Annotated in this window: 23 protein-coding genes; 8 read left to right on the top strand and 15 right to left on the bottom strand. The window is 70.7% G+C overall.

Features of this window, described 5'->3' with window-relative positions; all coding sequences use genetic code 11:
- Positions 1 to 71 precede the first annotated feature (71 nt).
- Positions 72 to 992, bottom strand: coding sequence for an SDR family oxidoreductase (locus G401_RS0115510; RefSeq protein WP_027343222.1), 921 nt, complete (start codon positions 990 to 992; stop codon positions 72 to 74).
- Positions 993 to 1,152: 160 nt separating this feature from the next.
- On the opposite strand from G401_RS0115510, the gene G401_RS0115505 reads away from it, so the two are divergent.
- Both G401_RS0115505 and G401_RS0115500 read left to right on the top strand, forming a co-directional pair.
- Positions 1,153 to 1,716, top strand: a complete 564-nt coding sequence (locus tag G401_RS0115505; RefSeq protein WP_027343221.1) for a TetR/AcrR family transcriptional regulator — start codon at positions 1,153 to 1,155, stop codon at positions 1,714 to 1,716.
- 108 nt (positions 1,717 to 1,824) lie between these two features.
- Positions 1,825 to 2,817, top strand: coding sequence for an acyltransferase domain-containing protein (locus G401_RS0115500; RefSeq protein ID WP_245601735.1), 993 nt, complete (start codon positions 1,825 to 1,827; stop codon positions 2,815 to 2,817).
- Positions 2,818 to 2,853: 36 nt separating this feature from the next.
- On the opposite strand, the gene G401_RS56745 is transcribed toward G401_RS0115500, so the two are convergent.
- Positions 2,854 to 2,997 carry a hypothetical protein gene (locus tag G401_RS56745; RefSeq protein ID WP_169734185.1) on the bottom strand — a complete coding sequence of 48 codons (144 nt, stop codon included), beginning with the start codon at positions 2,995 to 2,997 and terminating at the stop codon, positions 2,854 to 2,856.
- A gap of 112 nt (positions 2,998 to 3,109) precedes the next feature.
- On the opposite strand from G401_RS56745, the gene G401_RS0115490 reads away from it, so the two are divergent.
- Positions 3,110 to 3,517 (top strand): hypothetical protein, encoded by a 408-nt coding sequence (locus tag G401_RS0115490; RefSeq protein WP_027343219.1) that lies wholly within the window; start codon positions 3,110 to 3,112, stop codon positions 3,515 to 3,517.
- Between the two features lie 23 nt (positions 3,518 to 3,540).
- Here the strand turns inward: G401_RS0115490 and G401_RS0115485 are convergent, their stop codons facing one another.
- From G401_RS0115485 to G401_RS0115440, 10 genes are all read right to left on the bottom strand, one after another.
- On the bottom strand, positions 3,541 to 4,308 hold the full coding sequence (locus G401_RS0115485) for a maleate cis-trans isomerase family protein (protein WP_027343218.1): 768 nt from the start codon (positions 4,306 to 4,308) through the stop codon (positions 3,541 to 3,543).
- On the bottom strand, positions 4,295 to 5,251 hold the full coding sequence (locus G401_RS45950; protein ID WP_064741772.1) for a DMT family transporter: 957 nt from the start codon (positions 5,249 to 5,251) through the stop codon (positions 4,295 to 4,297). Before G401_RS45950 ends, G401_RS0115485 begins: the two co-directional genes overlap by 14 nt.
- A gap of 28 nt (positions 5,252 to 5,279) precedes the next feature.
- Positions 5,280 to 6,644 carry a TrpB-like pyridoxal phosphate-dependent enzyme gene (locus tag G401_RS0115475; RefSeq protein WP_027343217.1) on the bottom strand — a complete coding sequence of 455 codons (1,365 nt, stop codon included), beginning with the start codon at positions 6,642 to 6,644 and terminating at the stop codon, positions 5,280 to 5,282.
- Positions 6,637 to 7,311, bottom strand: a complete 675-nt coding sequence (locus tag G401_RS0115470) for a transglutaminase-like domain-containing protein (protein ID WP_027343216.1) — start codon at positions 7,309 to 7,311, stop codon at positions 6,637 to 6,639. The genes G401_RS0115475 and G401_RS0115470 overlap by 8 nt, the downstream gene beginning before the upstream one ends.
- 10 nt (positions 7,312 to 7,321) lie before the next feature.
- Positions 7,322 to 8,458: an acyl-CoA dehydrogenase family protein gene (locus G401_RS0115465; RefSeq protein ID WP_027343215.1), complete on the bottom strand. Its 1,137-nt coding sequence runs from the start codon at positions 8,456 to 8,458 to the stop codon at positions 7,322 to 7,324.
- Between the two features lie 26 nt (positions 8,459 to 8,484).
- Entirely contained in the window at positions 8,485 to 8,856 is a 372-nt protein-coding gene (locus tag G401_RS0115460; RefSeq protein ID WP_027343214.1) for an ectoine synthase, read from the bottom strand.
- Positions 8,857 to 8,860: 4 nt separating this feature from the next.
- Positions 8,861 to 9,127 (bottom strand): acyl carrier protein, encoded by a 267-nt coding sequence (locus G401_RS0115455; protein ID WP_027343213.1) that lies wholly within the window; start codon positions 9,125 to 9,127, stop codon positions 8,861 to 8,863.
- A gap of 10 nt (positions 9,128 to 9,137) precedes the next feature.
- On the bottom strand, positions 9,138 to 10,523 hold the full coding sequence (locus G401_RS45945) for an AMP-binding protein (RefSeq protein ID WP_034591737.1): 1,386 nt from the start codon (positions 10,521 to 10,523) through the stop codon (positions 9,138 to 9,140).
- Between the two features lie 261 nt (positions 10,524 to 10,784).
- On the bottom strand, positions 10,785 to 11,483 hold the full coding sequence (locus tag G401_RS0115445; RefSeq protein ID WP_027343212.1) for a response regulator: 699 nt from the start codon (positions 11,481 to 11,483) through the stop codon (positions 10,785 to 10,787).
- On the bottom strand, positions 11,480 to 12,301 hold the full coding sequence (locus tag G401_RS0115440) for a sensor histidine kinase (RefSeq protein ID WP_027343211.1): 822 nt from the start codon (positions 12,299 to 12,301) through the stop codon (positions 11,480 to 11,482). The genes G401_RS0115445 and G401_RS0115440 overlap by 4 nt, the downstream gene beginning before the upstream one ends.
- Before the next feature lie 151 nt (positions 12,302 to 12,452).
- Here G401_RS0115440 and G401_RS0115435 point away from each other — a divergent pair, with 151 nt between their 5' ends.
- Both G401_RS0115435 and G401_RS0115430 read left to right on the top strand, forming a co-directional pair.
- Entirely contained in the window at positions 12,453 to 13,172 is a 720-nt protein-coding gene (locus tag G401_RS0115435; RefSeq protein WP_034591736.1) for an ABC transporter ATP-binding protein, read from the top strand.
- On the top strand, positions 13,169 to 15,469 hold the full coding sequence (locus G401_RS0115430) for an ABC transporter permease (RefSeq protein WP_027343209.1): 2,301 nt from the start codon (positions 13,169 to 13,171) through the stop codon (positions 15,467 to 15,469). The genes G401_RS0115435 and G401_RS0115430 overlap by 4 nt, the downstream gene beginning before the upstream one ends.
- A 48-nt stretch (positions 15,470 to 15,517) precedes the next feature.
- On the opposite strand, the gene G401_RS0115425 is transcribed toward G401_RS0115430, so the two are convergent.
- From G401_RS0115425 to G401_RS0115415, 3 genes are all read right to left on the bottom strand, one after another.
- Positions 15,518 to 15,835 (bottom strand): carboxymuconolactone decarboxylase family protein, encoded by a 318-nt coding sequence (locus G401_RS0115425; RefSeq protein ID WP_084557228.1) that lies wholly within the window; start codon positions 15,833 to 15,835, stop codon positions 15,518 to 15,520.
- A gap of 331 nt (positions 15,836 to 16,166) precedes the next feature.
- Positions 16,167 to 16,571 (bottom strand): nuclear transport factor 2 family protein, encoded by a 405-nt coding sequence (locus G401_RS0115420; RefSeq protein WP_027343207.1) that lies wholly within the window; start codon positions 16,569 to 16,571, stop codon positions 16,167 to 16,169.
- Positions 16,568 to 17,482 carry a zinc-binding dehydrogenase gene (locus G401_RS0115415; RefSeq protein WP_027343206.1) on the bottom strand — a complete coding sequence of 305 codons (915 nt, stop codon included), beginning with the start codon at positions 17,480 to 17,482 and terminating at the stop codon, positions 16,568 to 16,570. Before G401_RS0115415 ends, G401_RS0115420 begins: the two co-directional genes overlap by 4 nt.
- Positions 17,483 to 17,597: 115 nt before the next feature.
- On the opposite strand from G401_RS0115415, the gene G401_RS0115410 reads away from it, so the two are divergent.
- From G401_RS0115410 to G401_RS0115400, 3 genes are all read left to right on the top strand, one after another.
- Positions 17,598 to 18,512 (top strand): LysR family transcriptional regulator, encoded by a 915-nt coding sequence (locus G401_RS0115410; protein WP_034591735.1) that lies wholly within the window; start codon positions 17,598 to 17,600, stop codon positions 18,510 to 18,512.
- A 166-nt stretch (positions 18,513 to 18,678) separates the two neighbouring features.
- On the top strand, positions 18,679 to 19,317 hold the full coding sequence (locus G401_RS55845) for a hypothetical protein (protein WP_157545755.1): 639 nt from the start codon (positions 18,679 to 18,681) through the stop codon (positions 19,315 to 19,317).
- A gap of 124 nt (positions 19,318 to 19,441) precedes the next feature.
- Positions 19,442 to 20,260: an aldo/keto reductase gene (locus tag G401_RS0115400; RefSeq protein WP_027343203.1), complete on the top strand. Its 819-nt coding sequence runs from the start codon at positions 19,442 to 19,444 to the stop codon at positions 20,258 to 20,260.
- Positions 20,261 to 20,484: the final 224 nt, after the last annotated feature.

Below are 20,484 nucleotides of genomic sequence, written 5' to 3'. Positions count from 1 at the left end.
CGGACCACGCGTCCCACTGGCGTTCGGCTCGAACCGGCGGCGGAGCGGTCCGGCGTCGGGAGTGTCCGGCGTCAGGCGCCGAAATAGTGCCCCTGGTCGAGGTCGGCGAGCAGGCCGGGCTGCTCCGGCCGCCAGCCGAGCAGCTTCCGCGTGAGCGCGCTCGATGCCGGGCTGTCCAGCCCCACGAAACCGGCGAGCCACGTGAAGTGCGCCGCGGCGTCGGCGGCGGGGATCTCGGCCACGGGAACGTTCAGGTGCCGGCCGAAGACCTCGGCGATGTCCTTCATCCCCACGCCCTCGTCAGCGGCCGCGTGCAACGTGGAACCCGCGGGCGCCTCCTCGATCGCGAGGCGGAACAGGCGGGCGGCGTCGAGCCGGTGCACGGCCGGCCACCGGCTGCTCCCGTCCCCGAGGTAGCCGGCGACGCCACGATCGCGGGCGACGCGTACGAGAGTCGCCATGAAGCCCTCGTCGCCGTCTCCGTGCACGGTCGGGGCGAGCCGCACGACCGACGAGCGTACGCCCTGCTCGGCAAGTGCGAGCGTGAACTCGGCGGTCGCGTGCCGCTGACGCGGACCTTGTCCCCCCACGACCGTGCCGTGACCGCCGAGCTCGGTGACGGTGGTTCCGGAATCGCCGTGCAGGCCGAGCAGACCGGAGGCGATCGCGAACGGACGGTCCGAACCGGCGAGCGCGGCGCCCATGGCCTCCACGGCGAGGCGGTCGGCCGTCGCGGCGGCGTCGAAGCCGCCGGAGAACGCGATGTCGTGCTGGAACGCCAGGTGGATCACGGCGTCGGCGTCGCCCGCGGCGGCGCGCAGGAGGTCCAGATCGGCCAGCGTGCCGCGCAGCGCCTGGGCGCCGCCGGCGGTCAGCGCGTCGGCGGACGCCTCGGAGCGGGCCAGACCGGTGACGGTGTGGCCGGCGGCGAGCAGGTCCGGAACGACGGCGGACCCGATCCAGCCGGACGCGCCGGTGACGAAGACGTGCATGGGATGACCTCCGAGGTGACGACCGGCCCTGGTCCGCGCTGTTCAGCCGTGCTGCCGATCTGTGGCCGCGAGCCGGCCGCGGATGCCGGTGCTTGATGTCAGTTACTGTCATCAGCCTAGCACGTGATGTCAGGGACTGTCATCGCGTACCATTCCGGCTATGGGTCGATGGGAGCCGAACGCGCGTACCCGGCTGGAACAGGCCGCGCTGGAGCTCTACGTCGAGCGCGGCTACGAGCAGACCACCGTGGCCGAGATCGCCAAGGTGGCCGGCCTCACCGAGCGCACCTTCTTCCGCCATTTCGCGGACAAGCGCGAGGTGCTGTTCTCCGGCTCACACGTCCTCCAGGATCTGCTGGTGGGCGCGATCTCGGCGAGCCCGGCCGGTACCCCGCCGATCGAGGTGATCGTCGACGCCTTCGCCGCCGCCGGCGAACTGCTGGAAGAGCGCCGCGCCTTCGCCGAGCGACGCCAGCAGGTCGTCTCCGCCCACGCGGAGCTGCGCGAGCGCGAACTGCTGAAGATGGCCGCTCTCTCGTCCGCCGCCGCCGAGGCCCTGCGCGACGCGGGTACACCAGAGCCGCACGCGAGCCTGGCCGCCGAGGCGGGAGTGGCGGTGTTCCGGGTCGCGTTCGAGCGCTGGATCGGCAACCAAGACGGCCCCCGGCTACCCGACGTGATCAGGGAGACAGCACAGCTACTCCAGGCGGTCGTGGCGGCCTGACATCGACATCACCACATTCCTGACGTCCGGCGCCGTTGCGCCTGTTGGGATGCGGGCACTCGGCGGCGGTTGGGCGACACGGCGTCGGGTAGGGTCGGCCGCGTGGATCTGGAAAGCGCCGTGAACGCGGAAGACGCTGTGGGCCTGGAGAACGCTGCGCACCCGGCGGAGGTCGCCGCTCGACTCGGCGTACCCGTCGAAGAGGTCGAACGCGTGCACGAGCTCGCCGGCGACCTGCCCTCGGCGCCGTTGCCCGCCAAGGCCGACGCTCCCGCGATCCTCGACCGCCTCCAGGTGCCCGCGGACGACGCGGCCGAGATCATGGCCGGCTGGCCGGACGCCGACTCTCCGCTGTGGACTCCGGAACTGCGCTGGCTGCTCGACCGTACGATCGCCCTGGTACGCGCCGATCTCGGTGGCAGCGGCTGGCTGCCGCCCGGTCCGGAACTGCCGCGCGAACGGGGCCTCGCCTGGCGGCACCTCTACGTGTACGCGTACCTGGCGCTGGTCGACGTCGTCATGGAGTATCACCGCGACCACGGGATTTCCGAGTCGGTATCGTGGGCGACCCTCGCGGACCTGGGCCGCAACCTCGGCGTCGACCGGCGGATGAACGGCGAGGGCTGGCCGGTCATGCAGGCGTGGCTGACCTTGCACGCCCGCGGCGGCCTCTACGAACTGGGCCGGCTGCAGCATCAGCGCGGCAGCGTGGAGATCGGCCTGCACATCCCCGACGCGGGTCCGCTGACGCCCGAAACGGTCGACGCGTCGCTCGACGAGGCCCGGGCGTTCTTCCCCCGTCACTTCCCCGACGAGGCGTACACGGTGTTCTCCTGCGGCTCCTGGCTGCTCGACCCGCAGCTGCTCGAATACCTGCCCGCGAGCTCCAACATCGTCAAGTTCCAGCAGCGGTTCGAGCTGGAGGCCTACGAGGAGCCGGAAGGGATCGACGCCGACGTCGAGGTACGCCGGTTCGTCTTCCGCAATCTCACGACGCCGCTCGACCAGCTGCCGCGCGACACGGTGCTCCGGCGGGCGGTCATCGACCACCTGAACGCGGGCCGCCACTGGTTCTGGCGCCGCGGCACGTTCCCGATCTGACCGGCACGGCGAAGCCGCCGCACCCGGTCCGAGCGGTCAGCGTCGGAGGAACCTCAGGTAGAAGGCGCCGAAGACGAGGACGATTCCGATATTCACCATCAGCCGCAGCCACGGCTGGTGTCGGAAGAACAGGACGTCCACCGTGATCACGACGGCGACCATCGCCAACGCGTACAACACGCGCACTGCCCCACTTGCCATCCTTCTGTACCACCAGTAGTCGCCTCAGGTGCGCGCCACCGACGTCGATCGGCCCGACCGTCGGTGTTGACGCTCGGTGCGATCATGACGCGTGGCCACTGTCGCGAACCGCCGCGTCGTCGGCGTCCTCCTCATCGTGATCGCCGTCGCCGGCCTGGGGCTGGCCGCGTACCAGCTGCGTACCTGGGCGTGGGACTCCGTCGAGGGCAAGGTCGAGTCGTGCCAGCACCACTCGGTGGTACGCAAGAAGACTCGGTCGGACACGCAGAACTGCATCGTGCACTGGACAGCCGAGGGCGTCCCGCATCAGGCGACGATCGACTTCCCGGGGACACTCGACCGGACCGGGACGACGCAGCGGCTGCGGGTCAGCGGGCAGTCCGCGGAACGGGATGGCGACCGGACCGGCACGCTGGCCTACGCCGCCATCGCCATCCTCTTGCTGTTCGCCGGAGCCCATCATGTACGCAAGGTCGGCGGTACGGTCTCAGCGCTGTAACCGGTCGAACCCGGCGGCCGGGTTCACTCCACCGTGCGCATCCCCGCGAGCCGCAGGCACTCCCCCATCCCCGTCTGGTTGGACGTGAACACCGGCAGCCCGAGATCCGCCGCCAGGGGCTCGATCACCTCCACCGCACGGAACCCGCTTCCGGCGATCACCACGGCGTCCGCGTCGGCGGGCAGCTGGGCGCGTACCTGGCGGTAGACGTCCTCCGGCTGGACGGCGAACTGGTTGCCCGCGTCCCAGCGTTCCCAGGGTTTCAGGTCACGCCAGCCGGGTCCGGGGTCGAACCGGTCCACCCGGACCGGGGGCGATCCGTGTTCTGTGAGGTACGCGTCGGCGGCCACCAGGATCTCGTCCTTGAACCACGGCGGTACGAGGACGTAGGGGCGGCGTACGCCGGCAGCGCTGAGCGTGCGGGCGACCGACCGGGCGGTGGTGGTGACGGGTACGCCGCCGGTGACCTCGACCGCGGTGGCCGTGAAGGACTCGTCGAAGGCCGCTCCGCCGAGGAAGCTGCTCGTCACGAAGCAGACGCAGACGGCGTCGAGCCGCATCCGGCCGAAGTACGCGAGCCCCTGGCGGATCTCCGGGGACTCCGCGACGCGGCGGGCCGCCTCGGAGTAGTCGTCGGTGCCCGGCGTACGCGGGCTGGCGAAGCGGGCGGCGTGGACGGTGACGCCGGGCGGGGCGAGCGACCAGAACTCGGCCTCGGCCACCGGGTCGGTGTCGATGACCAGGATCCCGAGCCTGGCCCGCCAGCCCCAGCGGTGCTCAGCGGTCGGCATCGGCGCCGCCCGGGGCGGGGGCGGGCTCGCGTGGCGCGGTGTCCGCTGCGGGGGCCGGGGTGTGGCGGGCGAGCAGGGCGGCCCGGTTCTCGGCGACGGCGAGTCCCACGAGGACGATCGCGACGCCGGCCCACATGTTCCAGGTGGACGAGTCGTGCAGGACGATGGTGCTGATGAGCAGGGCGGCGACCGGGACGAGGTAGTTGACGGCGGCCGCGGTGGTGGCGCCGAGTTCGCCGATGAGCCCGAAGAACAGCACGTACGCGATGCCGGTGCCGAAGATGCCGAGCAGGGCGATGGCGACCGCCACCCGGCTGGTGATGTGCGGGGTGTCCCAGTGCAGGAAGGGCGTGATCACCGCCTGGAGGACCAGGGCCACGATGAGCTGGGCCGCGGCCAGGGCGAGCGGCGGGATGCCCTTGGGCGACAGGAACCGGCGGACGTAGACGGTCTGCAGCGCGTAGCAGACGCAGGCGCCGAGGACGGCGAGTTGGCCCTTGAGGGAGCCTGCGTCGCTGCGCCAGGGCGAGATGACGAGCACCACGCCGGCGAAACCGATCAGCAGGCCCACCGTCTTGCGGCCGGTGATCTTCTCGGTGGACAAGGCGACCATGACGACGCCCATGGTGACCAGCGGCAGTGCGGCGATGACCGTGCCGGCCACCGCCGCACTGGTGTAGTGCTCGCCCCAGGCGAGCAGGAGGAAGGGAGCGACCATGCCGAGCGTCGCGCTGATCACGAAGTGGCCCCACGCGGCGCCCCACGGCGGCAGCGGCACCCGGCGGACGAGGGCGATGAGCAGCAGGGTCACCACGCCGAGCAGGATCCGGCCGAGCACCACCTGGCTCGGGGTCAGGCCCTCGTTGCCGACCTTGATGAGGGTGTAGCTGCTGCCCCAGATGCAGCCGAGCAGGATGAAGCGGAACAACGTGGCGCCGGTCATGGACGCTCCTTCGCGGTCGGTTCGGGCCTCAGACGGCGATCGGCTCGGGAATGCTGGCCAGGCCGCGCGCCACCGCCTCGTCGTCCAGCGAGTCGTCGGCCAGGGTGCCGGCGAGGTACGCGTCGTACGCGGCGAGGTCGAAATTGCCGTGCCCGGACAGTCCAAAGAGGATGGTACGCCCTCGGCCCTCGGCCTTGGCCGCGAGCGCTTCGTCTATCGCAGCACGGATCGCGTGCGTGGACTCGGGAGCGGGCAGGATTCCCTCCGTCCGGGTGAACAGCATCCCGGCCTCGAAGCACTCGACCTGCCGCAGGGCGATCGCCTCCATCTGGCCGTCCTCGACGGCGCGGCTGATGAGCGGGGCGATGTTGTGCGCGCGCAGGCCGCCGGCGTGCACGGGCGGCGGCACGAACTTGTGCCCGAGGGTGTGCATCCGGAACAGCGGGGTCAGGCCCATCGTGTCGGCGTAGTCGTAGGCGATCCTGCCGCGGGTCAGCGTCGGGCAGGCGGCCGGTTCGGCGGCGAGCAGGCGTACGGCGGGGCCACCGGACCGGGCCTGGCGCAGGAAGGGGAACGCCAGACCGGCGAGGTTGCTGCCGCCGCCCGAGCAGCCGATCACCACGTCCGGGTGCTCCCCGGCCAGTTCCATCTGCTGGATCGCCTCCTGCCCGATCACCGACTGGTGCGCGCACACGTGGTTCAGGGCGCTGCCGCGCGCGTACCCGAGGGTGGGGTCGGCGTACGCCATCTGGAGGGCCTCGGATTTCGCGGCGCCGAGGCTGCCGGGGTGGTCGGGGTTCTCGGCGAGGATGCTGCGGCCCGCCGCGGTACGCGTGCTCGGGCTGGGGATGCACTCGGCGCCGAAGGTCTCCATGAGGGCGCGCCGGTAGGGCTTCTGCTGGTAGCTGACGCGGACCATGAACACCTGGACGTCGAGGCCGAACAGGGCGCCGGCGAAGGCGACCGCGCAGCCCCACTGCCCGGCGCCGGTCTCGACGATCAGGCCGCGCTTGCCGGCCAGCTTGTTGTAGTAGGCCTGGGGTACCGCCGTGTTGGGCTTGAAGCTGCCGGTCGGCGCGACGCCTTCGTACTTGTAGTAGATGTGTGCCGGGGTGTCCAGGGCCTTCTCCAGGCGGCGGGCCCGAAACAGCGGGGTCGGCCGCCACTGGCGGTAGATCTCGCGGACCTCGTCGGGGATCTCGAACTCGCGGTCGGTGGACAGCTCCTGACGCACCAGGGCCTCGGGCATCGAGCGGGTCAGCTCGTCGAAGCCGACCTCCCGGCCGGACTTCGGATCGAGGATGGGCGCGACGCTGGCTACGTCGGCCGCCGGGTTCCACCACGTGGTGGGGATGTCCTTCTCACTCAGCTCGTATTTCACACGGTCACTCATGGTCGTCCCTTTCTGCCTCGGCGACCAGGGACCCCGAGGTGGTGCGGTCCCCGCTCGCCGCCAATTTCGGATGGGCGCTGCGGATGCCGCCGACGACCAGGTCGTAGGGGAAGTCCGCGAAGTCGCCGTGCTCGGTGACGAACTCCATGTGCCGGCGTCCGTCGAGGTCGTACGGGTGGTAGAGGCTGTCGTGGACGCCGTCGAACTCCAGCGGGCGCATGCGGTACAGCCGGCAGAGCAGCTTGGTGAAGACCGGCGTCGACTTGATCCACCGGCCGTCCAGCCCGACTAGGGTCAGGGCGTGGAACCGGAACAGGTTGCCGCCGACCAGGTCGCGCAGCCGGTCCGAGGCGAGGTGGTTGACGACGTCGCCGTAGAACAGCCGGCTCGGTACGCCCGCCCGGCGCAGCACGGCGGCGTACACGAGGGATTTGTGGATGCAGAAGCCGGTGCCGGCGCGCAGGATGGCGCTGGCCTTCATGCCCTCGCGGGACAGGTCGGCGCCGTAGACCTCGTAGTGCAGGCCGTCGCGGACGGCGTAGTAGAGCTTGACCGCACGCTCGCGGGGGTCGTCGCCGGGGTCGACGGTCTTGTCGACGAAGGCTGCGACCTCGTCGGAGTCGTGGTCGAGGAACTCGGTGGCGGCCAGTTCGTCCGGAGTGGACATGGTGGGCTCCTCACAGTCCGAGCATCGAGGCGATGCGCGTCCGCTGGATGTCGGAGGTGCCGGAGTAGATGGTGCCGCCGACCGCGTTGCGCAGCTCGGCCTCCAGCCCGTACTCGGCGGTGTAGCCGTTGCCGCCGAAGATCTGCACCGCGCCGAGGGCCGCGGCCAGGTTCGCCTCGCTGGCCAGCAGCTTGGCGACGGCCACCTCGGTCGTGGCCTCCTGGCCGGCGTCGAGCAGCTCACCGGCCCGGTAGAGCCACATCCGGGCGGTGTCGACCGCGATGCGCAGGTCGACGATCCGGTTGGCGACGCTCTGGAACTTGCCGATCGGCTGGCCGAACTGCCGGCGCGTCCGCGCGTACTCGACGACGCGGGCCAGCCGGTGCTCGGCCTCCCCGATGTTGACGATGAACGAGCAGAGGATCTCGCGTTTCATCACGTGGTCGAGGACCCGGAAGCCGCCGCCGACCCGGCCGATGACCCGGTCGGCGGGCACCTCGCAGTCGTCGAGGAACACCTCCGCGAACGGCGAGCTGCGCAGGCCCAGCTTCGGGATCGACGGGCCGACCGTCAGCCCGGGCGTACCCCGCTCGACGAGGAACGCGGTGATCCCGAGCGGCCCGCCACCGGGGTGCGTACGCGCGTACACCACGATCAGGTCGGCGATCGGGGCGTTGCTGACGAAGCTCTTCGATCCGCGCAGCCGGAACACGTCGCCGTCGCGGGTGGCGGTGGTGGTCATCGCGAGCGCGTCCGAGCCCGCCTCGGGTTCGGAGATGGCGTGCGCGCCGATCGTGGCGCCGGTGCAGACACCGGGCAGGTAGCGCTCCTTCAGCGCCGCCGAGCCGAACCGCTGCACCGGTACGCCCGTGCTGACCATGTGGGAGGTGATGCTGAAACTGAGGCCGCCGTCGCGGCACGCCTCGCCGAGTCCTTCCAGGACGTACATGGTGGTGAGCAGGCTCTGGCCGAGGCCGCCGTGCTCCTCGCCGAACGGCAGTCCGAACAGGCCGCTGCCGGCGATGAGCTTCCACTTGTCCGGGTCGAACCGCGCGTCGCGGTCGCGTTCGCGGTGCCCGTCGGAGAGCGCCTCGCCGTACCGGGCGACGCCTTCGCGCAGCGCCTGCTGCTCCTCGCTCCATCGCATGGTCGCATCCCCTCCCCCGCGGCCGTTCAGTAGGCCGACGACGCCTCGCCGAGGCTGTGGCTCTCGTCGCCCTGCAACGCCGGCGCGAAGACGCAGACCAGCCGCAGATCCTCGTCGGCCGCGGCGCACAGGTAGTGGGCGTCGTGGTTGTCCAGCGCGTACAGGGTGCCGGGCGTGATCTCGTGCACCTTGCCGTCGAGGTCCACCACCTCCCCCCGGCCTTCGATGCAGTAGCACGCCTCCAGATGGTTCGCGTACTCCAGATAGGACCGGGTGCCGGCGGACACGATGGTGTCGGTGACCGTGTAGCCCATGCCGTCGGCGGCCAGCAGGAAGCGGCGGCTGAGGCCGTTGCCCCAGTGCACGGTCTTCACCTCGTCGAGGTTGCGGATGATCACGGCGTTACACCTCTCCTTGCGGCGCGCCTGAGGTGTGGCGCGCGACGAAAGCGTCGATCTCGTCGATCGAGCGGAAGTCGTCGGGCGACAGGTCGAGGTCGTCGACCGGCAGCCCGAACTCGCGTTCCAGGAAGCTGATGACCTTCAGCAGGCCCAGGCTGTCCACCACGCCCCCGGCGAGCAGGTCGTAGTCGCCGGCCAGCCGGTCGGGCGCGATGTCCGGGGCGAACTCGCCCACGATGTACTTCCTGATGACGTCCACGCGGCTCACACGGCCTCCTTCAACGCGGTACGGACAGGTCGGTGCGGATCTGGTTGCGGTCGACCTTGCCGGTCGAGGTCCGGGGCAGCGCCGCGTCGCCGATCGAGAACCAGCCGGGAATGGCGGCGCCCGGCAGCCGCTGCGCGCAGTGCCGGCGCAGCTCCAGGCTGTCCAGGCCGCCCGGGCGCCGGCGGACCGCCGCGTACAGCCGGTGGCCGTACCGCTCGTCGCGCACGGCCACGACCGCGGCTTCGGTCACCTCGGGATGCGCCAGCAGGCACGCCTCCACCTCCTGCAGGTTCACCCGCTGACCGGCCACCTTCACCTGGAAGTCCGTGCGCCCCACCAGACTCAGCTCGGCCCCGGACCGCCGCACGAGGTCACCGGAGCGGAAGTAGCGCACGCCGTCGCGGACGGCGAACTTCTCGGCCAGCGCCCCGTGCAGGTAACCCGCCGTCTGGAACGGCGTCGACACCCACAGCTCGCCCTCGCCGTCGCCCGCAAGCGCCCCGCCGTCCGTCATCACCAGCGCCTGTACGCCGGGAAGGGTCGATCCGAGCACGATCGGCACACCGGGATCCAGCGGGCCGATGAAGCTGTCGTTGGTCTCCGTACAGCCGTACACGTTGTACCGGGCGGCGTTCGGGAACATCTCCGGCAGCCGCGCCAGGCACTCGGCCCGGATCGCGTCCCCGGTCACGATCACGTGCTCGACGCCGGGGGCGACCGTGCCGGCCGTGGCGAGCAGCTCGAACAGCAACGGCACGCCCTGCACCACCTGCACGTCGCCCACCAGCCCGGCCAGCTGCCGCGGATTGGTCGCCTGCCGCTCGTCGACGAGTACGCAGCAGCCGCCCGCGGCGAGGGTGCCCCACACGTCCAGCAGGCACAGGTCGAAGTTGAGCGGCGCATAGTTGAGCACCCGCCGCCCGGGACCGAGCCCGAACGTCTCGTCGGCCCAGCGGGCGAAGGCGTACGTGGCCTGATCGGCCAGCGGCACGATCTTCGGTACGCCGGTCGAGCCCGACGTGGTCAGCAGCAGCCCCGGCGCCACCTCCGTGCCGCCTCCCGGCCCGGCCCGCCACCCGTCGCCGTCGGCGATCACGGCACAGCCGGCGCGCTCGACGATCTCGGCGATGGTCGGCTCGGGCAGCGTCGGCGACAACAGCAGGACCGGCCGACGCGTACGCAGTCCGGCCAGGACGGTCGCGACGGTGCGCGGGGACTTCACCGCCGGCACGGCGACCGGGCCCGCGGAATGGCCGGCGAGCCGATCGGCAGCCGCGGCCACGAGCCGGTCAAGTTCACCGTAGGTGACCGTCGACGCCCGGTCCGCGAGAGCCGGCGCGTCCGGCGTACGCCGTGCGTGATCACCGAAGCCCGTGACAATGGAATCGATCGTCATCGACGACTCACCGCCGCAGCGGAGCAGCGATCGACGCCCGGATACGTTTTCCGGCAAGCGGAAACGTCGTTCATGACAGCCTCCCCGTGTCAGCTACCGGAGAGAAGCTACCAACATGAACATGTTTCCATCAAGTGAAACTCATAGATCTTTTGAATCAATTTACATTTACCACTATCAATTACTTAGGCTACGTTGTCACTGAGGGGAAGTTACGAAGCGTAGTCGCCGATCGCCTCCGGACCGCGTCCGCAGGCGTGTTCAGGCGTCGTTGTCTCCCGGCGCGACCAGCCCTGTCTCGTACGCGACGATCACCGCTTGTACGCGGTCGCGCAGCGCGAGCTTCGAGAAGATCCGCGCCACGTGGGTCTTCACCGTGGCTTCGCTGAGGTGCAGGGTGTCGGCGAGTTCGGCGTTGGACAGGCCCCGGCCGATCAGGGTGAGCACCTCGACCTCGCGTGGGGTCAGCGCCGCGAGATCCCGGTGCGGTGCGGGCCGGACCGGCGGGGTCGAGTGTGGAGTGTGCTGGCCGGTCGCGTAGCGGGCGACGAGTCGGCGGGTGATCGACGGCGCGAGGAGCGCGTCGCCCGTGCTGACGAGCCGGACGGCCGCCACGAGATGCTCGGGCGTGACGTCCTTGAGGAGGAAGCCGCTGGCCCCGGCGGCGAGCGCGGCGTAGACGTATTGGTCCAGGTCGAACGTGGTCAGCATGAGGACCCGGCACTGCGGGTGGGCGGCCAGGATGCGTTTGGCCGCCTCCAGCCCGTCCATGTTCGGCATCCGGATGTCCAGCAGCACCACGTCGGGACGGTGTTCGCGCACGGCGGCCAGGGCTTCGACCCCGTCGGCCGCCTCGCCGACGACGGTCAGACCCCGTGCGGTGAGGATCAGGCGGAAACCCGTGCGGATCAGAGTTTGATCGTCGACGATCAGTACGCGCAGCCGCCGTTGCTCGGTCATCCGCGATCCAGCGGAAGCTTGGCGCGTACGCGGAAACCACCGCCGAGCCGCCGGCGGGCGTCGAGTTCGCCACCGTAGACGGTCACCCGCTCCTTGAGCCCGATGAGTCCGCGCCCTTGGGCGTCGCTCCGGGACGGTGGTGCGGGGGCGTTGCCTTCCGACAGGACGCTGGGTCCCGAGTTGAGCACCTCTACTCTCAGCTGATGATCCGCGTAGCGCACGGTCACCTCGGCCCGCGTCCCGCCGCCGTGTTTCAGCGCGTTGGTCAGCGCCTCCTGGATGACCCGGTACGCGGTGAGGTCGATGCCCGTCGGCAACGGCCGCGGCTCGCCGATGATGCGGACTTCGACCGGCATCCCGGCGAAGGCCAGCCGGTCGATCAGCGGGCTGAGCCGGCTCAGGCTGGGCGGCGGGGCGAGGGCCGATTCCTCGTCACCGGCCGCCGGCGGCGCCAGCACCCCCAGCAGATGACGCAGTTCCCTCATCGTGTCGCGGCCGGCGGTCTCGACCGCGCCGAGGGCGGCGACGACATCCGGGTCGGCGGCGTCGGCCCGAACGCCGAGCAGCTCCCGCGCGGCCCCGGCCTGGATCACCATGACGCTCACGTTGTGGCTGACGATGTCGTGCAACTCGCGGGCGATCCGCGCCCGCTCGGCGTCCACCGCGGCCGCCGCCGCCGTCTCCCGCTCACGTTCCAGCAGCCAGCCGCGCTCGGCGAGGGCCGCACGAAACCGGCGCCGCGTACGGGCGAGCAGGACGCCGAGCCACGTGGCGACGACGACGGCGCCCCCGGCCGCCGCCAGCGCCGCCAACCCCAAGGTGGATCTCCACACGGAGCAACCTTGGCAGGTTGCGGCCACCGTCGCATCCATCGGCAGGACCACCCCCTACATCCACGGGATGACGCGGCGCGTCCACTACGTCCCCGGGCTGATGACCGATCCGCGTCGACGTCGGAGAGTTCCCTTCATGACCAGCGACAGCACTGACGCCGCCGCCACGCCCGCCGTGGTGGTGCAACTGACGGATGTACGCAAGGAGTACGGGGACTCCGTGGCGCTCGACAACGTTTCGCTGCGGATCCGGGCGGGCGAAGCGGTGGCGGTGATGGGTCCCTCGGGCAGCGGGAAGTCGACGTTGCTCAACATGGTGGCCGGCCTGGACCGCCCGGTCAGCGGGTCGGTCGTCGTCCACGGCGAGGACCTGGGTGCGCTCAGCGAGCGGGGACTCGCGCTGTTCCGGCGCCGGCGGATCGGCATGATCTTCCAGTTCTTCAACCTGCTGGACGACCTGCCCGCGCTCGACAACGTCGCGTTGGCCGCGCAGCTGACCGGCGTACCGGCGGCGCAGGCCCGGCGCCGGGCGGCCGAGCTGTTCGACGAGCTGGGCATCGCCGACCGGGCGGACAACTATCCCGCCGTGCTCAGCGGGGGCGAGCGGCAGCGCGTCGCGGTGGCGCGGGCGTTGATGAACCGCCCGACGATCCTCCTCGCGGACGAGCCGACCGGAGCGCTGGACAGCCGGGCCGGCGAGCAGGTGATGGACCTCCTGCTCGACCTCAACCAGATCGGCCAGACGCTCCTGCTCGTGACGCACGATCAGCGCCTCGCCGAACGGTGCGCCAGCCGCGTGGTCGAGTTCGCCGACGGCAGGATCGTCGGCGAGCGGGACATGGAGTCCGTCCGATGAGCGCGGTGTGGACGGTCACCCGCGCGACCCTCCGCCGCCGCAAGGCGCAGGCGCTGGTCATCGGGCTGGTATTGACGATCTCGAGCGCCACCGTGGCACTGGCCGCCGGCCTGCTCGTGGCCTCCTCCGCTCCATTCGAGCACGCTTTCGCGCAGCAGAACGGCGCGCACCTCACCGTCAACTTCGACGGTACGAAGGTGACCGACACCGAGCTGGCGGCCACCGCTCAGAACCCGGCGGTGACGGCCGCCGCCGGCCCGTACGCCGAGGCGGCCCTGAACTTCTCCACCCCGGACATGCCGGAACTGTCGGCGGCGCTGCATCTGGTCGTGGTCGGCCGGGCGACGCCGGACGGGGCGGTGGATCGGCTCACGCTGGACGACGGCCGCTGGGCGAACGGTCCGGGCGAGATCGTGGTCGACGGGCCACTGGCGCTGGGGACGACGCTGAATGCCCCCGGCCTCGCCCCGCTGACCGTCGTCGGGCATGCCACCAGCGTCACCGAGAGCGCCAACGCCTGGGTGACACCGGAACAGATGGCCGCGCTGCATCCGACGGGAACCGAGATGTTGTACCGGTTGCGCGACGCCGCGACCAGCGATCAGGTGAGTGCCGGGCTCCGCGCGACCACCTCGGGCCTGCCCGGCGACGCGGTACTCGGCTCGCAGTCCTACCTGGCCGTCAGGGATTCCGTGCAGGGCCGGCTCACCGCGTTCGTTCCGTTCCTCGTGGCGTTCGGCGTGCTGGGGCTCGTCGTCGGCATCATGATCGTCATCAACGTGGTCAGCGGCGCGGTCGTCTCCGGATTCCGGCACATCGGGGTACTGAGAGGGTTGGGGTTCACCACCACCCAGGTGGTGGCGATCTACCTGCTGATGATCTCGGTCCCGGCGGTCATCGGCTCCGTCGTCGGCACCATCGCCGGCGGTGCCCTCTCGGCGCCCCTGCTGACCAGCGCGTTCGCGAGCCTGGGCGGCACGGTGACGACGCCGCCGTGGATCGAGTTCGTGACGGTCGTCGGGATGCCCGCGATCGTCGGCGTCGCGGCGATCGTTCCGGCTCTGCGTACGCGACGGGTGTCCACCGTGGAGGCGCTCAGTGCCGGCAGCGCGCCGCGACGCGGCCGTGTCTCGACGGTGCAGCGGCGGCTGAGCGGCACCCGGCTGCGGCGTTCGGTCAGCCTCGGGCTCGGCCTGCCGTTCGTGCGGCCGGGGCGCAGCCTCCTGACGATGGCCTCGGTCGTGCTCGGCGTCACGGCCGTCACCTTCGCGATCGGCCTCACCAGCTCCTTGACGAGGTTCCAGGCCGCCGACCCGCAACACCACGTCGAGGGTACGCAAGTCACCGTCGTCGCCGGAGTCGACGGCCGGCCACCCGCGTCGGGACGCACCGACGAGCAGATCGAGTCGCTCCTGCGGTCGCTGCCGCACACCCGGCAGGTGATCACGGAAGGCAGCATCGCGCTGAACACCGTCGGCGACACCCGCCGGGTCATCCTGGACGCGTTTCGGGGGCCGCCGTCCCTGCTCGGCTATCAGATCGTCCAGGGCCGGTGGTACACCTCGCCGCAGGAGGTCGTGATCTCATCGCGGTTCCTGCACGAGCACCAGATGAAGCTGGGCGACTCGGCCGTGCTGGCCGCCAACGGCGAGCAGCGACGCGTCGTCGTCGTCGGCGAGGTCATGACCGGTGGCGCCGACGAGATCTACGGCGACTGGGCGACGCTGCGCGCGCTGACCCCGGCCACCGCCGTACCCGTGGACGCCTATCACGTGTTCCTCGTCGACGGCACGGACATCGCCGCCTACGTGAACGAGGCACACGCGCTGGATCCCGATCTACGCCGGGGATACACCCCCAGCACCGGATCCTTCAACGCGATCGTCATCGGTTTCGCGGCGCTGTTCACGCTGCTGCTGAGCGTCGTCACGGCGCTCGGCGTCTTCAACACGGTCATCCTCGACACCCGCGAACGGCGCCGTGACCTGGGCATGCTCAAGTCCATCGGCATGACCCCCGGACAGGTGACCACCATGATGGTGACCTCCATGGCCGCGCTCGGATTCCTCGGCGGGCTGCTGGGCGTACCGCTCGGCATCGTGACGCACCGGCTGGTCATGCCGCTCGTCTCCCAAGCCGGGCACATCGACGTCCCGCCGTCACTGATGGACGTGTGGGGCGTACCGACGCTCGCCCTGCCGGCTCTGGCCGGAACCGCGATCGCCGCACTGGGAGCGTTTCTTCCCGCGCGCCGGGCGGCCTACCTGTCGATCGCGGAGGTTCTGCACGGCGAATGACCGACGGCTCGCCCGGGTCGCGACCGGGGCGAGCCGGATGCTCCGAGCTCAGTTCATGGATTCGGCGGCGGCGGCCGCCAGGCCGATACCACGCAGGGCGTTTCCGGCGGCGGCCACGGTACGCGCCGTGCCGATCACCGGGGCGACGGCCACCAGCACCGACTGGATGTCCTCGGCGGTCACGCCGGACTCGGCCGCCACGCCCAGGTTCGCCATCCAGGAGGCGGGGCCGGCGTCGGACGCCGCGAGCGCTGCGACCCGGACCATCAGGTAGGTGCGGTCGTCGAGCCCGGAGCGCTCCGCGCTGTCGAGGGTCATCCGCAGCACCTGGTCGAGCACCGGCATCTGGCCATCGGACGCACTCATCTCAGGCATGACAACTCCTCATAAGAAAGGCAAAACGGAACACTCGTCGTAGGGACGCTACCGCAGCACCGGCCGCCGGGAATCAGGATTGGCCTCATTTGCCTCCGCGTGGGACCGCGGCGCGTACAGGAGCATGAACAGCGGCACGGTGGCGGTGAGGGCCTCGATCGCGCATGGTCTCGTCTGCTGCGCGAGCTGCGGCCCTGGCGAGCAGTCCGACGTGGGAACCCGCCCCGACGATCTCCCCGTTCGCGATGCGCTCGGGGACCTGGGAGTGGTGCGACGGCCTCTCCTCGGCCGTGTAAGGCTAGGGAGAGGCCGTCGGTGGTGGTCACCTGCCGAACAGCACCCGTCCGGCGTGCGCGGTGTCGGTGTACTCCTTCACGGTGGCGATCTGCCCGTCGCGTACGGTGAAGACACCGAGGCACTGGTTGTCGTATTCCAGTCCGGTCGCGGTGGTGGCTTTCGCGGTCCATTCGGCGACGACGGTGTCACCTTCGGCGATGACGTTGGTCAGCACGATGGCGGGCGCGGTGCGGAAGAAACCGCTACCGATCCCGCCGAGGAAGTCATCGAGGATCGCGGTCCGCCCGACCCAGGTCCCGCTCAGCGGCAGGTCGCCGGGGTAGGTCCAGGTGGCGTCGTCGGTGAAGCTTGCTTCGATCGTCGCCAGGTCGCCGTTGGCGACGGCTTCGACGTAGCGGATGACGGTTTCGCGGGCGGTCAGGGCGCTCATCGGTTGTGCTCCAGGGTGAGTACGGCGTTGCCGCGCAGCTGGCGGTCGCGCAGGGCGGCGAGGACGGTGGCGGTGTCGGCCCAGTCGGCCACTCGCCCGATCTCCGGGTGCAGCCGCCCGGCTTCGACGAGGCGGACGAGGGTGAGCAGGTCGGGTCCGTCCGGGCCGTCGTGATCGGCGTAGTGGAAATGCTGGATGGTGGCCGACGTCGGCCCGGCGAACAGGTCGAAGAAGTTGACGGTCACCGGCTGCTGCGACGCCTGCCCGAACCAGATGAGGGTGCCGCGCCGGGCGAGCTTGGCCAGGGCGGCCGGGAAGGCGTCGCCGCCGGTCGATTCGAGGACGACGTCGAAGGGCCCGACTGCCGCGCCGACGTCGGCGACCACGGTCGCGCCGAGTTCGCGCAGGCGGTCGCCGCGGGTCGAGACGGCCGTGAGGTCGGCGCCCGCCGACACGGCCAGTTCGGTGAAGTAGTGGCCCACCCCGCCGGAGGCGCCGGTGAGTAGTACGCGCCAGCCCGTCAACGGTCCCGCCTGCCGTAGCAGCCGCAGCGCCGTCAGCCCGGCCAGCGGCAGCGCCGCGGCGGTGACGGTCGGCACGGTGTCCGGCAGCGCGACGAGCGCGTCGGTGCCGATCGCGGCGTACTCGGCCCAGCCGGCACCGGCCGTGTGACCGACGACCCGGGTGCCGGCGGCCGGGCCGGTGCCGTCGGCGGCCGGCTGGACCACGAGCCCTGCGACGTCCTTGCCTGGCGGCAACTGCGGATTCCAGCCGAGCTGGAAGATCTCGCCGCGATTGGGAGAGAAGGCCGCTACCCGGATCAACGCCTCATCCGGTGCGGGTCGTGGTTCGTCCCGCTCGGCGAAGGCGACCAGTTCGTCCTGGCGGCCGGTGGCGATCAGCGCTTTCATGTCGTTCCTTTCGGTTGCCCCGTACGGGAACCAGTTGATCGCGTCCGGTTGTGGTGCGGCCAACAACCGCGACCTCGGCTTGACAACCGATCGTTGTCGAAGCAGCCTGGGGCCGGTGGAAGAGCTCGCGTTGGATCTCGCCCAGGTCGCTGCGTTCGCGGTCACCGCGCGCACACTGCATTTCGGTCAGGCCGCCGCCGAGCTGTCGATCAGCCAGCAGGCGCTGTCCAAACGCATCGCCCGCCTGGAACAGCTCCTCGGGGTGCCGCTGCTGGTACGCGGGCACGGCGCGGTGGAGCTGACCGAGGGCGGTCGGCTCTTCCTGGAACCCGCTCAGCGCGTACTCGCGGCGGGGCGGGAAGCGGTCGCCGCCGTGCGCGGCCAGGACCGCCCGCTGCGTCTGGATGTCTGGGGTCATCTCTACAGTCCGACGCGATCGGTCGCTGACGTGCTCGCCGCGGACCCTGGGCTGCGGGTGCAGGTCGGCCCGATCCGGGATCTCCCGGCCCTGCTGGCCGCGCTGGGTCGAGGCGAGACGGACGCGGGTTTCGGGCGCGTTCCTGCCCAGGCCCCGGCCGGGCTGCGGCACCGCCTGGTCCGCCTGGAGCCCGTCGACGCCGTCCTCAGCGAACGCCACCCGCTCGCCGGCGCCGACACGCTGCGACCCCGGGAACTCGCCGGCTCGACGATGTGGTTCCCCGCTCCACCGGACCGGGTGGACTACCTGAGCCGCTTCGCCGACGAGTTCGGCATCGCCGCGCGGCTCGGCGGCCCGAACCTCGGCCTCGAACACTTCGTCGAGCACCTGCGTACCGATCCGCTGTGCTTCTCGCTGTTCCCTGCGGACGCGCCGCTACCGCCTGGACTGCGATCGATTCCGCTGGTCGAACCGACCCCGCTGTATCCATGGTCGCTGGCCTGGATCGAGCGGCCACCCGGACTCGACAGGCTGCTGGAGGCGTTCGCCGCGTACGGGCGCGACCGTCGATGGCTCGAATACGACCCGCGCCGAGACTGGCTACCCGCTTGAGCCGTGCTCAGTTGGCTTCGCAGCGACGGTGACAGATGAGGAGGCACGTGATCGCGGCGAACGCTTGAAAGTGTTGGGCAAGGTGTTAACGCTGACAGCAGCCGGGTAGACGACTGGCCACGCATCGGCGGTCCCGGAAGTTTGCGGCCGCCGACAAACTATAGGGATGGAAGCAGATCAATGGGCTGCGTGGGCGGCCGTGGTGCAGGCGGCAGCTGTCGCACCGGCGCTGATCGTGGCCACGGCCGCCCTGCGGGGAGAACGCAACGACCGGCAGGTCGATCGAGTATTGGCCCTCCACCAGGAGTTGGTTGCGGGCGACCTGGGCGAGGTGCGCCTGCGGTTGTCGGAGCGTGTTCGCCGCGAAGGTCCCGGCCGTGGCGAGCCATTACGTCGAGACGAGCTGGACAGCTCGGCGCGAAGGGATCTTGCTCACCTCTTGAGCTACTTCGAGCGAGTAGAAGCAGCACGGCTTGCCGGTTCCGTCAACCGTGAGCTCCTGACGGAGCTCATCGGTAGGCATGCCGCGTGGTTCGACATCGGCATCGCCTATGACAACCGCAAGATCCGTGAAGCACTCCACAGTCTCGCCATGGCGGTGAATGAGCATGCCTGCGCCGGCATGGACCGGCGTGTCCACCTCTCCGACTGGGGAGCCAGCCGGCGCAGTGACTTCAGCGAGCTGACGCGGGAGCGGTATCGAGATCTCTGTGTGCTAACAACGCCCGGAGCGGCTCGCTGGGAATGGTTGAACGGGCCATCGAAACCACGCGTGGCCTCGGCGTATCGCGGAGATCCAGGCTGAGCACCCGGCGACGCCTGAGTCGGACCCGTTCGCACGGCGGGCGCAGGCTCCCACTCCTACTCCCGCACCCCGACCTCCCCGATGCGGATAGCCTGGTCGGTGAGCACAGCAGGAAGGTGGATTCATGAGCGAGAACGCCGCCGGCGTACGCGAGCTGGCTGACGGGAACGAGTTGCCGGTTCTGGGCCTGGGCGTGTGGCAGGTGCAGGACGGGCGTACCTGCGTCGACTCGGTGCGCTGGGCACTGGACGCGGGCTACCGGCACATCGACACCGCGCAGGCGTACGGCAATGAGGAGAGTGTCGGGCGGGCGCTGCGTGACAGCGGGGTGCCGCGCGAGGAGGTGTTCATCACGACGAAGTTCTACCCCGAGGGCGGCGACCCGGTCGCGGAGGCGGAGAAGAGCCTGCGCCGGCTGGGTGTGGACCAGGTGGATCTGTACCTGGTGCACTGGCCCGCGGGCGGTCCCACCCGGGCGTGGGCGGGGATGGAACGGGCCCTGGAGCGCGGCTTGGCGCGTTCGATCGGGGTGTCGAACTTCAGCGCCGCCGAGCTCGACACGGTGATCGCCGCCGGTTCGGTGGTTCCCGCCGTCAACCAGGTGCTGTTCAACCCGTGGCACCGGCGTACGCGGCTGGTCGAGGCGTGCGCCCGGCACGACGTGGTGGTGGAGGCGTACAGCCCGCTGGGAACCGGCCGCTACCTGGACGACCCGACGGTGTCGAAGATCGCCGGAGCGCTGGGCCGCACGACGGCGCAGGTCCTGCTGCGCTGGGCGGTGCAGCACGGTCTCGTGGTCCTGCCGAAGTCGACGCACCAGGACCGCATCGCCGCCAACGCGCAGATCTTCGACTTCGCCCTGTCCGACGAGGACATGGCGGTCCTGGACGGGCTGGACGAGACCGGCGGTACCGAGCAGGCCCACGAGAACAAGTGGTGGTGACAGCCGGCGAGTGAACGAGGCCGGGCCCTGACCGTGCGCGGCAGGGCCCGCCCTTCGCCGATGGCTACAACAGCCGCCAGTGCCCCTCCGACACCACTTCGAGGTTCCCGACCATCCTGACCGCGGTCTCGCACCGCATGGAACGCCCGACACGTCCGGCGGAACGATCTTGCGTGCTCCGCAACCGAAGCGCGGTGCCATCCGTGTTTACTGACGCGACCGGC

The organism is Hamadaea tsunoensis DSM 44101 (assembly GCF_000428945.1).
Lineage (GTDB): Bacteria > Actinomycetota > Actinomycetes > Mycobacteriales > Micromonosporaceae > Hamadaea > Hamadaea tsunoensis.
Note: the sequence above shows the minus strand (reverse complement) of the source record. Positions and strands in the feature narration are given on the sequence as shown.